Below are 13,372 nucleotides of genomic sequence, written 5' to 3'. Positions count from 1 at the left end.
AGCCGCATTGAGACCGTAAGGTCTCTTTTTTTTATACATAAAAAGTGAAGCGCTTTAAATCGTCAACTAGTGAATCATAAACTTAATAGAGTATAATGCCAATGGAAGTCGAGCAATAAAACGTTGCTTAACTTCCTTTTTTATTATGAAATGATTTACATTTAACATAAAATTCAATAATATCGTACTAAAGGAGTGCTATAGAGATGATTATACGAGCTTTAGAAAAAACAGATTTACAGTATTTACATAACTTGAATAACGAGTATTCAATTATGTCTTATTGGTTTGAGGAACCCTATCAATCATTAAGTGAACTAGAATCACTTTACCAAAAGCATATTTTAGATGAATCTGAAAGACGTTTTGTAATTGAAGAAAACCAACAATCTATCGGTGTTGTTGAGTTATTGGAAATTAATTTTATACATAGAACATGCGAGGTGTTAATTATAGTAGATCCTCAATTTGCGAATAGAGGGTACGCTAAAAAAGCGTTTAAGATGGCAATAGATTATGCATTTTTAGTACTTAATATGCACAAGGTATATCTCTATGTAGATGTTAAAAATGAAAAAGCAGTGCACATATATAAAAGTAACAACTTTGAAATTGAAGGTGAATTAAAAGAGCACTTTTATACAAGGGGCGAATATAGAGATTGTTATGTCATGGGATTGTTAAAAAGAAATTGGGTCAACCAACAAGATGATGATTTATCTCATATAAGATAATCGAATAAATTAATTATAGTGAAAAGAGTGATGATTTGAATCAACCTATTTCCAATCAATTAAAAAATTTAATATCACACCAAAGTATTTCAATGCATGTTCCTGGACATAAAAATATGACAATTGGTCTATTAAAAAACTTAGATTTTAAAATGGATATGACTGAAATAAGTGGATTAGATGATTTACATCATCCAGAAGAAATTATTTTAGATAGCATGGCGCAATTCAATAAACATCAAGATTATAATGCTTATCTATTAGTTAATGGTACAACGTCTGGTATTTTGTCTGTAATACAAGCATTAGCGCATCAAAATGGTGAATATTTAATACCTAGAAACGTACATAAATCTGTTTTTCATGGATTAGAGTTAGCCCATCAAAAAGCTAAATTTACAAAAATGAAAGTAAGTTCGACATCACATCATTACTTGTCTCCACAGTTACAAGATTTAGACTTAAATAATCAGAAATTAGCTATTATGACATATCCTAATTACTATGGTGAAACTTATGATATCCAATCTGACATTGAGCTTCTACATTCAAAACATATTCCAGTATTAATTGATGAAGCACATGGCGCTCATTTCGATTTGAAAGGTTTTCCAACTTCTTCGTTAAATTATGGAGCGGATTATGTAGTCCAGTCATATCATAAAACATTACCAGCACTAACGATGGGATCAATACTTTATATACATAAAGATGCGCCACATAAAGAAGAAATCAAACAATATTTATCATATTTTCAAACATCTAGTCCTTCATATCTTGTTATGGCAAGTTTAGAAATGGCACATACATTTTATGAAGAATATCAAAGTGATATCTTTTTTGAAAAGAGAGAATTATTACTGAATACACTAGAAAATAAAGGGTTTATTGTAAATAATGTTGATGATCCATTGAAAATGTTGATTACATATCCTGGTTATTCTGGATATGACATACAAAACTGGTTTGAAAAGGAACATATTTACGTAGAATTAGCCGATGATTACCAAGTTTTATTTGTATTACCACTATGGTATCAAGGAGACGAATATCCATTTAATATATTATTAGAAAAAATAAACAGTATGTTATTACCCGATATTAAGCAAGTGAGCCAATTTTATCCTGAACTTATGACTGAATGCGGAGAGTTTGTTCCTATATTTTATAATGATGTTAAATGGATAGATATTAATGATTCATTAGAATACCGTTTAGCACGTCACATAATACCATATCCACCAGGTGTTCCGATTTTGTTTAAAGGAGAAAAAATCACTGAAAATATGATAAAATTGATGAATCAATATCAACAATCAAATATGAAAGTTGAAGGTATAAAAGATAATCAAATTTTAATTAAGGATGAATAAAAAATGTCAGCATTTATAACATTTGAAGGGCCAGAAGGTTCAGGTAAAACTACAGTTATAAAAGAAGTAGCAAAAAAGTTGGCTCAAACTTACGATGCTATTTCAACTCGTGAACCAGGTGGCGTACCAACGGGTGAAGAGATAAGAAAAGTCGTGCTAGAAGGCAACCACATGGATATTCGTACTGAAGCAATGCTTTTTGCAGCATCAAGACGTGAACATCTAGTAGAAAAAGTGATTCCAGCATTAAAAAATAAACAGATTGTTTTGTGTGATAGATATATCGATAGTTCATTAGCTTATCAAGGATATGCTAGAGGTATTGGTATTGAAGAGGTAAAGTCTTTAAATGAATTCGCAATTAATGGATTATATCCAGATTTAACAATATATTTAGATGTTTCTGCCGAAGTAGGTCGTGAAAGAATTTTAAAAAACAGTAGAAGTCAAAATCGTTTGGATCAAGAAGATATTGATTTTCATGAAAAAGTGATTGAGGGCTATCATCAAATAATAGAAAATGAACCCCAACGTTTTGTTCAAATAGACGCTGATCAACCTCTCGATGAAGTTGTTGCAGCTACATACAAATCTATCATCAAATATTTAAAATAATTGTGATATAATAATTGAAAGAGGTGTTATAAAAATGAAGATGATTATAGCAATCGTCCAAGACCAAGACAGCCAAGAACTTTCAGACCAACTTGTCAAACATGATTTTAGAGCAACTAAATTAGCAACAACAGGTGGGTTTTTAAAAGCTGGAAATACGACGTTTTTATGTGGGGTCAATGATGACCGTGTAGACGACTTATTATCAGTGATTAATAATACATGTGGTAATAGAGAACAACTAGTATCACCAATTACACCAATGGGTGGTAGTGCAGATTCTTACATACCATATCCAGTAGAAGTTGAAGTTGGCGGTGCTACGGTATTTGTAATGCCTATTGAAGCATTCCATCAATTTTAAATCGAACTAATAAAATAGGGGTATGACTATTTACTTTTTATATCATCCCCGAATTAAGCATATGCAGATAATGTTGTGTTTTAATTTGATTTATTAGTTTCAACAAAAAGTATTTAACAATTTGAGACTGCTTTTTTAGCAGTCTTTTTATATAAGAAGATATAGGAGAGATATCTAAATGGATGAACAACAGCAATTAACCAATGCATATGATTCGAATAAATTATCGCATGCTTATCTTTTCGAAGGTGATGATGCACAATCTATGCAAAATGTTGCTATGAACTTTGCTAAGATGATTTTATGTAATGATAATGAACAGTGCAAGGTTAAAGTTAGTACATTCAACCATCCTGATTTTTTGTATGTCTCTAGTGAAGAAAGTACTATAAAAAAGGAAGCCATCGAACAACTTGTTCATCATATGAATCAACTACCTATAGAAGGTGAGTATAAAGTTTATATTGTTGAAGATTTTGAAAAATTAACTGTTCAAGGTGAAAATAGTATATTAAAATTCTTGGAGGAACCACCTCAAAATACGATTGCAATATTATTATCTACAAAGCCGGAACAGATTTTAGATACTATACATTCAAGATGCCAACATGTTTATTTTAAACCTATTGATAAAGGACAATTCATTGATTATTTAGTTGAGCAGTCAATATCACGTCCAGTTGCTGAAATGTTAAGTACTTTCACGACTCAAGCAGAAACTGCATTCAATTTAAATGAAGAATATGATCTTGTGAGTTTAAGAAAGAGTATCGTTAGATGGTGTGAATTATTATTATCAAATCGTTCAATGGCCTTGATTGGTATTATTGATTTATTGAAACAGGCTAAAAACCGTAAATTACAGTTATTAACGTTAGCTTCAGTGAATGGATTTTTTGAGGATATTATGCATGCAAAAGTAGAAATGAATAGTGAATATATATTTAGCGACCTAAGTGTTGAGATAGAAAAATATGCAAAACATTTAACATATAACCAACTTATATTGATGTACGATCAATTAACAGAAGCACATAAAAAGTTAAATCAAAATGTAAACCCAACACTTGTATTTGAACAAATAGTGATTAAAGGTGTGAGATAGATGCCAGATGTAATAGGAGTACAGTTTCAAAAGGCTGGGAAATTAGAATATTATGCGCCTAAGGATTTACAGATTAAAAAAGATGATTGGGTAGTAGTAGAATCTAAACGTGGTATAGAAATCGGATTGGTTAAAATGCCGACACGATCAGTTGATGAAGGTGATGTAACTCTTCCATTGAAAGAAGTTATGAGAGTAGCTTCACAACAAGATATAGACACATACTATAGTAATGCAGATGATGCCGAAGAGGCATTAGCATTATGCAAAGATGTAGTAAGTCAACAGGGATTGGATATGAGATTAGTAAACTGTGAATACACGTTAGATAAATCAAAAGTTATATTCAATTTCACTGCAGATGATCGTATTGATTTTAGAAAGTTAGTTAAAGTATTAGCACAAAATTTAAAAACGAGAATCGAATTAAGACAAATTGGAGTACGCGACGAAGCTAAATTATTAGGTGGCATAGGTCCGTGTGGTCGTTCTCTTTGTTGTTCTACATTTTTAGGAGATTTTGAACCAGTATCCATAAAAATGGCTAAAGATCAAAACTTATCGTTAAATCCCGCCAAAATATCTGGTGCATGTGGACGTTTAATGTGCTGTTTAAAATATGAGAATGACTATTATGAAGAAGCACGTGCCCAATTACCAGATGTAGGTGATTCAATTGAAACGCCAGATGGTAATGGCCAAGTTGTTGGATTGAATATTTTAGATATATCCATGCAAGTTAAAGTAGAAGGCATGGAGCAACCGTTAGAATATAAAATGGAAGAAATTGAAGCATTTAATTAAGGAGGTTTAACCACCTTTGAATCGGAATGAGTTATTTGAAAAATTGATGCGCTTAGAAACAAATATGAATCAACTTAATGAGGATATGTCTGATTTAAAAGATTTAGCTGTAGCACTTGTTGAAGAAAATGTAGCGCTTCAAGTAGAAAATGATAATTTAAAACAATTAATGGATAAGAGTGAAAGTTCAAATTCAGAAACTGTTAACTCACACCAAACTAAAAATGTAAAAAAACCACTACCTAGTAAAGATAACTTAGCAATGTTATATAAAGAAGGATTTCATATTTGCAAAGGTGAGTTATTTGGTAAACATAGACATGGTGAAGATTGCTTATTATGTTTAAATGTATTAAGTGATTAAACATTTTTGATATTAGAAAGACGATAGGGATGTGTTATGAGTAGACAATGAATTACTACGATATAACAGCGTCCCTTTTTTAGGAGAAAGATAAATGCTAAAGGATAATGAGAGGTTAGATTCACTAATCAAAGAAAACTTAAAAATAATTCAAAATGATGATGTATTTTCCTTTTCAACTGATGCATTGTTACTAGGCGATTTTGCAGAAATTAGGAAAAAAGATAAAGTCATAGATATATGTTCAGGAAATGGCGTAATACCATTACTTCTATCATATAAAGGTAATCAACCTATTGAAGGCATTGAAATTCAACCACAACTTGTAGATATGGCTCAACGAAGTTTTAAATATAATCAACTAGACGATCGACTTTATATGCATCAAATGGATGTCAAAAGTGTATTCCAACATTTTAAACCATCTCAATATTCTGTTGTTACATGTAATCCACCATATTTTAAAGAAAATCAATTACATCAACATCAAAAGGAAGCTCATAAAATTGCTAGACATGAAATCTTATGTAAATTAGAAGATTGCTTAATGGCAGCTAGACATTTATTGAAACAAGGTGGCAGATTATATATGGTTCATAGAGCTGAAAGAATGATGGATGTTCTAACTGAAATGCGACGCGCAAATATTGAACCTAAACGTCTAACATTAGTTTATAGTAAATTGGATAGAGACGCTCAAACCATATTAGTTGAAGGAAGAAAATCAGGAAATCAAGGTTTGGATATTACACCCCCATTTTATATTTATCAAAAGGATGGGATGTATTCAGAAGAAATGAAGGGTATATATTATGGATAAACATTTTGTTTATATTGTAAAATGTAAAGATGGAAGTCTATATACAGGGTATGCTAAAGATATAAAAGCACGTGTAGCGAAACATAATGAAGGTAAAGGTGCCAAATATACAAAAATAAGACGTCCGGTAGAGTTAGTTTATCAAGAAACATATTCGACCAAATCAGAAGCATTAAAACGTGAATATGAAATTAAGACCTTCACTAGACAAAAGAAATTAAGAATGATTAAAGAGGGATAATATGTCTACATTATATTTAGTCGGAACGCCAATAGGTAATTTAGCTGACATTACTTATCGTGCAATAGATACACTCCATCAAGTAGATTTAATTGCATGTGAAGATACAAGAGTTACACGTAAACTATGTAATCATTATGAGATTAAGACACCTTTGAAATCTTATCATGAACATAATAAAGATCAACAAACTGAATATATGATAGAACAATTATTATCAGGTTTGAATATAGCTTTAGTGTCTGATGCAGGGTTACCGCTAATCAGTGATCCTGGGTATGAATTAGTAGTTGAAGCACGAAAACAGAATATTAAAGTAGAAACCATACCAGGACCGAATGCTGGTTTAACGGCATTAATGGCAAGTGGATTACCATCTTTTACATATACATTTTTAGGCTTTTTACCTAGAAAAGACAAAGATAAAGTTAATATTCTTTCAGAACGTATGTATCAAAATAGTACACTTATTATATATGAATCTCCACACAGAGTGACAGATACATTAAAATCCATTGCTAAAGTTGATAACCATCGCCAAGTTTCACTAGGACGAGAGTTAACTAAAAAATTTGAGGAAATTGTTACAGCAGATGTGGAAACTTTATCGACTAAGGTGCAAAACAATGATATTCCATTAAAGGGAGAATTTGTAATCTTAATTGAGGGCGCTGAAGCTGAAATCTCAACATTATGGTTTGAAGATATGTCTGTCGAGGAACATGTGAATTATTATATAAAAGAAAAAAGTGTTAAAACCAAAGCAGCTATTAAAATGGTTGCAGAAGATCGACAAAGTAAAACAAGCGAAATTTATAATATTTATCATCATATTGATTAAAAGTAGCTAAATATTAAAAAATAGATAGCACATATTATAAACGATTAAATAATAGAGAGTTTCAACACAATAATGCTTTAAATTATGGTATTGTAGTAAAGATAATATTAACCAATTGTTTAGTAACAAATATTTGAAATGAGTAAATAAACGTACTAACGGTACACAATTGAAAAGCAAAATAAATTTAGATATCATTTAATTTGTAAGAAACGAGGAGGACCATTGATGGCTAAAGATACATTTTATATAACAACACCAATTTATTATCCAAGTGGCAACTTGCATATAGGTCACGCATATTCTACTGTAGCAGGTGACGTAATTGCTAGATATAAAAGAATGCAAGGTTACGATGTTCGATATTTAACAGGTACTGACGAACATGGTCAAAAAATTCAAGAAAAAGCACAAAAAGCAGGCAAAACAGAATTAGAATATTTAGATGAAATGATTGCCGGAATTAAAAACTTATGGGATAAATTAGAAATTTCTAATGATGATTTTATTCGAACTACTGAAGAACGCCACAAACAAGTCGTTGAAAAAGTATTTGAGCGTTTATTAAAACAAGGCGATATTTATCTTGGTGAATATGAAGGTTGGTATTCTGTACCAGATGAAACATATTATACAGAATCACAACTTGTGGAACCAGTATATGAAAACGGTAAAATTGTTGGCGGTAAAAGCCCAGATTCAGGTCATGAAGTAGAATTAGTTAAAGAAGAAAGTTATTTCTTCAATATTAAGAAATATACTGATCGATTACTAGAATTTTATGATCAAAATCCAGACTTTATTCAACCACCTTCAAGAAAGAATGAAATGATTAATAACTTTATTAAACCAGGATTGGAAGACTTAGCGGTATCACGTACATCATTTAATTGGGGCGTTAGTGTACCTTCAAATCCAAAACATGTGGTTTATGTATGGATTGATGCACTTGTAAACTATATTTCATCCCTAGGTTATTTATCAGATGATGAAACATTATTTAACAAATATTGGCCAGCTGATATACACTTAATGGCTAAAGAAATTGTACGATTCCATTCAATTATATGGCCAATTTTACTAATGGCTTTAGACTTACCATTACCTAAAAAGGTATTTGCTCATGGTTGGATTCTAATGAAAGACGGTAAAATGAGTAAATCTAAAGGGAATGTCGTTGATCCTAACGTACTGATTGATCGCTATGGTCTAGATGCTACTCGTTATTATTTAATGAGAGAATTACCATTTGGTTCAGATGGCGTATTCACGCCAGAAGCATTTGTTGAAAGAACAAATTATGATTTAGCTAATGACTTAGGTAACTTAGTTAATCGTACTATTTCTATGATTAATAAATATTTCCAAGGAGAACTACCTGCATATCAAGGCCCTAAACATGAATTAGATGAAGATATGGAAGCAATGGCATTGGAAACAGTTAAAGAATTCCATGAAAATATGGATAGTTTACAATTCTCAGTTGCTTTATCAACAGTTTGGAAATTTATTAGTCGTACTAATAAATATATTGATGAAACAACGCCTTGGGTTTTAGCTAAAGATGAAAGTCAAAAAGACATGCTTGGTAATGTAATGGCACACTTAGTTGAAAATATTCGTTTTGCATCAGTATTATTACGTCCATTCATTACACATGCACCAAAAGAAATATTTAAACAATTAAATATCAATAATCCAGAACTAACTGAATTCTCTAGTTTAGAAACATACGGTGCATTAACTGAACCTATTACTGTTACAGCTAAACCAACACCAATTTTCCCAAGACTAGATACTGAAGCGGAAATTGCATATATTAAAGAATCAATGCAACCACCAAAATCAACAGAACAAGAATCAGTTCCAAGTAAAGATATTATTGATATTAAAGATTTTGATAAAGTAGAAATTAAAGCTGCAACAATTGTTGATGCAGAAAATGTTAAAAAATCAGATAAACTATTAAAAATTCAAATAGATTTAGATAATGAACAAAGACAAATAGTATCAGGTATTGCTAAATTTTATCGTCCAGAAGATATCATTGGTAAAAAAGTAGCAGTAGTTACTAATTTAAAACCAGCGAAATTAATGGGACAAAAATCAGAAGGTATGATTTTATCAGCTGAAAAAGATGGTGTCTTAACACTTATTAGCTTACCTAATGCTATTCCAAATGGTGCAATCGTTAAGTAAGATATTCTATTAAATAAGGGGGATAATCATGTTAATTGATACACACGTTCATTTAAATGATGAACAATATGATGAAGATTTAAAAGATGTCATTACTCGTGCTAGAGAAGATGGTGTTGATCGCATGTTCGTTGTAGGGTTTGATACACCTACAATTGAACGTACGATGGAGTTAATAGACCAATATGAATTCATCTATGGTATTATCGGTTGGCATCCTGTAGACGCAATTGATTGTACAGAAGAAAGATTAGAGTGGATTGAAAACTTAGCAAAACATCCGAAAATAATTGGTATTGGAGAAATGGGTCTAGATTATCATTGGGATAAATCACCTGCCGATGTTCAAAAAGAAGTATTTAGAAAGCAAATTGCTTTAGCTAAACGTGTGAAATTACCAATTATTATTCATAATCGTGAAGCGACACAAGATTGTGTGGATATTTTAATGGAAGAACACGCTGAAGAAGTTGGCGGTATTATGCATAGTTTTAGTGCATCACCAGAAATTGCTGATGTTGTTATCAATAAATTAAATTTCTACGTTTCATTAGGTGGTCCAGTGACATTTAAGAATGCAAAACAACCTAAAGAAGTAGCTCAACACGTGCCTATGGATCGACTATTAGTTGAAACGGATGCACCATATTTATCTCCTCATCCATACAGAGGTAAACGTAATGAACCACAACGCGTGACATTAGTAGCGCAACAAATTGCAGAATTACGCGATATGACTTATGAAGAAGTTTGTAAGCAAACAACTGAAAATGCTGAAAGATTATTTAAGTTAAATAAAGCATAATTGTTAAACTGAGAAAGGTATCATTTCATTGGATATCTTTCTCAGTTTTTATTAAATTAAGACTGAAGGCAGTGTGATTAATCATATTTTGTTAAAATATAAAGAGCTTACAGTTAATTACTTTTGAAGAAGGAATTAAAATATGAAAATAAATGAATTTATAGTAGTAGAAGGCAGGGACGACACACAACGTGTAAAATCTGCAGTTGAATGCGATACAATTGAAACAAATGGTAGCGCAGTAGATGAAGAGGTCATCGCTGTTATTAAACAAGCGCAAGAAACACGCGGTGTGATTATACTAACTGATCCAGATTTTCCTGGGGATAAAATTAGAAACACAATTAAGGACCGTGTCCCTGGAGTAAAACATGCTTATATTGATAGAGAAAAGGCTAAAAATAAAAGAGGCAAAATAGGTGTTGAACATGCTCAAGTTGAGGATATAAGAGAGGCACTCATGTACGTAAGTTCTCCATTTGAAGAAGCTGAAGAATCTATTGATAAAAGTGTGCTCATAGAATTAGGACTAATTATAGGTAAGGATGCACGAAGAAGACGTGAAATCTTAGGCCGAAAATTACATATTGGACATTCGAATGGTAAACAATTATTAAAAAAATTAAATGCCTTTGGGTATAATGAAGATGATGTAAGACAAGCATTAAATGAAGATAAGGGAAGTGAATGATGATATGGATCATAAAGATATAGCAACGCCATCGCGAACAAGAGCATTATTAAATCAATATGGATTTGATTTTAAGAAAAGTTTAGGTCAAAACTTTCTTATCGATGTAAATATAATTAACAAAATTATTGATGCTAGTAATATTGATAAAAGTACAGGCATCATAGAGGTTGGACCTGGAATGGGTTCTCTGACAGAACAATTAGCGAAACATGCTAAGAAAGTCATGTCATTTGAAATTGATCATCGACTTATACCTGTACTCAAAGAGACGTTAGCGCCATATGATAATGTGACGATTATTAACGAAGATATTTTGAAAGCGGATATTGCATCGGCGGTTAGTGAACACTTAAACGATTGTGATAAAATTATGGTCGTTGCTAATTTACCATATTATATAACGACACCTATAATACTTAATTTAATGCAACAAGACATACCTATCGATGGATATGTTGTGATGATGCAAAAAGAAGTCGGCGAACGTTTGAATGCTGAAGTAGGTACTAAAGCATACGGTTCATTATCTATTGTGACGCAATACTATACAGAAACAAGTAAAGTACTTACAGTTCCTAAAACAGTATTTATGCCACCACCCAATGTAGACTCTATTGTGGTTAAGTTAATGCAAAGAGAAACACCATTAGTAGATGTTGATGATGAAGAAGCATTCTTCAAGCTAGCAAAGGCCGCATTTGCACAACGTCGTAAAACGATTAATAATAATTATCAAAATTTCTTTAAAGATGGTAAACAGCATAAAGAAAGTATATTAAATTGGTTAGAAAAAGCTGGTATCGATCCTAGACGACGCGGAGAAACATTGTCAATTCAAGATTTTGCTATGTTATATAAAGAAATGGATAATTTTCCAGAATTAGTAAATTAAATTGTTGACAAAGCTTTCGTACCTTGATAAAATTTTAGTTTCATTTGACAAAAACGCTACAAACATGGTAATATAACACTTGTAGCGAGGTGGAGCAATATGCCAAAATCAATTTTGGACATCAAAAATTCTATTGATTGTCATTTAGGAAATCGTATTGTACTTAAAGCCAATGGTGGTCGTAAGAAAACAATCGAACGTTCTGGTGTGTTAAAAGAGACATACCCATCAGTATTTGTTGTTGAACTAGACCAAGATAAGCATAACTTCGAAAGAGTATCTTATACATACACTGATGTATTAACAGAGAACGTACAAGTTTCATTTGAAGAAGATAATCATCAAGAAGCAATTGCACACTAAATAGACATAATAATATAGTTGTAGTTATGACTACACTATCATTTTAAGTTTTATATCATATTAAGGTGAGTATTGAGCGAGATGTTCAATACTCTTTTTTTGTTTTAAATCTTAAAATACTTTCTTAAATTTTAAATAAGTGAAGATGAATTATTGATAATCATTGATTTAATTCATTTTTAATATATTCTAAGAATGATTGATATAATTATTTATGAAAAAAATGAACATTAACTATCAAATCTTTTAGTCCTTTATGTTAAAATCATCTTATTAAGATTACGAAGAGAGGGCGGAAAAATGATATATGAAACGGCACCTGCCAAAATAAATTTTACGCTCGATACACTTTTTAAAAGAGAAGATGGCTATCACGAGATTGAGATGATTATGACTACAGTTGATTTAAATGATCGACTTTCTTTTCAAAAGAGAAAAGATAACAAAATTGTGGTTGAAATCGAACATAATTTTGTAACCGATGATCATAAGAATTTAGCATATAAAGCTGCTGAATTAATGACAAGAACATATGATTTGAAACAAGGCGTGACAATTACGATTGATAAAGATATTCCGGTATCAGCTGGCTTAGCAGGTGGTTCAGCAGATGCAGCTGCCACTATGAGAGGTATGAATCGTTTATATAATTTAAATATATCTTTGGATGAACTGTGTACATTAGGTAACAAAATTGGAACTGATGTTTCATTTTGTATATATAACAAGACTGCTTATTGTACTGGTCGAGGTGAAAAGGTGTCATTTTTAAACAAACCACCTTCTGCCTGGGTTGTATTAGCAAAGCCGAATATTGGCATTTCTTCACCAGATGTATTTAAAGCGTTGGATTTAAATTATAGTCATGAAGTATATACTCAAGATTGTATAGAAGCGTTAAAATTTTCGGACTATGACAAGTTATGCGCCAGTTTATCTAATAGATTAGAACCTATTTCGATGGAGATGCACCCAGAAATTAAAAAGATAAAAGAAAATATGTTGCAATGTGGTGCAGACGGAGCTTTGATGAGTGGTAGTGGACCAACAGTTTATGGTTTAGCACAAAAAGAAAGCCAAGCCAAAAATATTTATAATGCTGTAAACGGATGTTGTAACGAAGTATATTTAGTTAGATTATTAGGATAGAAGGGTTGA

Annotated in this window: 16 protein-coding genes; all 16 read left to right on the top strand. The window is 31.4% G+C overall.

Translation table 11 applies throughout. The features are described from left to right. Window positions 1-206 precede the first annotated feature (206 nt). The gene (locus HMPREF3125_RS03760; protein WP_017638159.1) at window positions 207-734 is read left to right on the top strand and encodes a GNAT family N-acetyltransferase; all 528 of its coding nucleotides are present in this window, start codon (window positions 207-209) and stop codon (window positions 732-734) included. A 35-nt stretch (window positions 735-769) separates the two neighbouring features. Beyond that, window positions 770-2,107, top strand: coding sequence for an aminotransferase class I/II-fold pyridoxal phosphate-dependent enzyme (locus tag HMPREF3125_RS03755; RefSeq protein WP_070452027.1), 1,338 nt, complete (start codon window positions 770-772; stop codon window positions 2,105-2,107). A 3-nt stretch (window positions 2,108-2,110) separates the two neighbouring features. Further along, window positions 2,111-2,722 carry a dTMP kinase gene (gene tmk / locus HMPREF3125_RS03750; RefSeq protein WP_070452024.1) on the top strand — a complete coding sequence of 204 codons (612 nt, stop codon included), beginning with the start codon at window positions 2,111-2,113 and terminating at the stop codon, window positions 2,720-2,722. 34 nt (window positions 2,723-2,756) lie between these two features. Further along, complete coding sequence (locus HMPREF3125_RS03745) at window positions 2,757-3,086, top strand: cyclic-di-AMP receptor (protein ID WP_017638156.1); 330 nt, start codon at window positions 2,757-2,759, stop codon at window positions 3,084-3,086. A 178-nt stretch (window positions 3,087-3,264) separates the two neighbouring features. After that, entirely contained in the window at window positions 3,265-4,191 is a 927-nt protein-coding gene (locus HMPREF3125_RS03740) for a DNA polymerase III subunit (RefSeq protein WP_017638155.1), read from the top strand. Continuing rightward, window positions 4,192-4,995 carry a PSP1 domain-containing protein gene (locus tag HMPREF3125_RS03735; protein WP_017638154.1) on the top strand — a complete coding sequence of 268 codons (804 nt, stop codon included), beginning with the start codon at window positions 4,192-4,194 and terminating at the stop codon, window positions 4,993-4,995. Window positions 4,996-5,011: 16 nt separating this feature from the next. Continuing rightward, window positions 5,012-5,359, top strand: coding sequence for a DNA replication initiation control protein YabA (gene yabA, locus HMPREF3125_RS03730; RefSeq protein ID WP_017638153.1), 348 nt, complete (start codon window positions 5,012-5,014; stop codon window positions 5,357-5,359). Between the two features lie 94 nt (window positions 5,360-5,453). Beyond that, window positions 5,454-6,179 carry a tRNA1(Val) (adenine(37)-N6)-methyltransferase gene (locus HMPREF3125_RS03725; RefSeq protein ID WP_017638152.1) on the top strand — a complete coding sequence of 242 codons (726 nt, stop codon included), beginning with the start codon at window positions 5,454-5,456 and terminating at the stop codon, window positions 6,177-6,179. After that, window positions 6,172-6,420, top strand: a complete 249-nt coding sequence (locus HMPREF3125_RS03720; RefSeq protein ID WP_017638151.1) for a GIY-YIG nuclease family protein — start codon at window positions 6,172-6,174, stop codon at window positions 6,418-6,420. Before HMPREF3125_RS03725 ends, HMPREF3125_RS03720 begins: the two co-directional genes overlap by 8 nt. Before the next feature lies 1 nt (window position 6,421). Next, entirely contained in the window at window positions 6,422-7,261 is an 840-nt protein-coding gene (gene rsmI, locus HMPREF3125_RS03715; protein WP_070452020.1) for a 16S rRNA (cytidine(1402)-2'-O)-methyltransferase, read from the top strand. A gap of 228 nt (window positions 7,262-7,489) precedes the next feature. Next, window positions 7,490-9,460, top strand: coding sequence for a methionine--tRNA ligase (metG, locus tag HMPREF3125_RS03710; protein WP_017638149.1), 1,971 nt, complete (start codon window positions 7,490-7,492; stop codon window positions 9,458-9,460). A gap of 28 nt (window positions 9,461-9,488) precedes the next feature. Then, window positions 9,489-10,265: a TatD family hydrolase gene (locus HMPREF3125_RS03705; RefSeq protein ID WP_017638148.1), complete on the top strand. Its 777-nt coding sequence runs from the start codon at window positions 9,489-9,491 to the stop codon at window positions 10,263-10,265. Between the two features lie 142 nt (window positions 10,266-10,407). Then, window positions 10,408-10,956: a ribonuclease M5 gene (gene rnmV, locus HMPREF3125_RS03700; protein ID WP_017638147.1), complete on the top strand. Its 549-nt coding sequence runs from the start codon at window positions 10,408-10,410 to the stop codon at window positions 10,954-10,956. 4 nt (window positions 10,957-10,960) lie between these two features. After that, window positions 10,961-11,851: a 16S rRNA (adenine(1518)-N(6)/adenine(1519)-N(6))-dimethyltransferase RsmA gene (gene rsmA, locus HMPREF3125_RS03695; protein ID WP_070452017.1), complete on the top strand. Its 891-nt coding sequence runs from the start codon at window positions 10,961-10,963 to the stop codon at window positions 11,849-11,851. 99 nt (window positions 11,852-11,950) lie between these two features. Then, a complete protein-coding gene (veg, locus tag HMPREF3125_RS03690) occupies window positions 11,951-12,214 on the top strand; it encodes a biofilm formation stimulator Veg (RefSeq protein ID WP_002451728.1) in 264 nt (87 codons plus the stop codon). 300 nt (window positions 12,215-12,514) lie between these two features. After that, a complete protein-coding gene (ispE, locus tag HMPREF3125_RS03685; RefSeq protein ID WP_017638145.1) occupies window positions 12,515-13,363 on the top strand; it encodes a 4-(cytidine 5'-diphospho)-2-C-methyl-D-erythritol kinase in 849 nt (282 codons plus the stop codon). The last annotated feature ends 9 nt before the right edge of the window (window positions 13,364-13,372 follow it).

The sequence above is a fragment of the Staphylococcus sp. HMSC13A10 genome, from assembly GCF_001808005.1.
In the GTDB taxonomy this organism is placed as follows: domain Bacteria; phylum Bacillota; class Bacilli; order Staphylococcales; family Staphylococcaceae; genus Staphylococcus; species Staphylococcus pasteuri.
The sequence above is the reverse complement of the archived record's forward strand: the minus strand, read 5'-3'. Positions and strand labels throughout refer to the sequence as shown.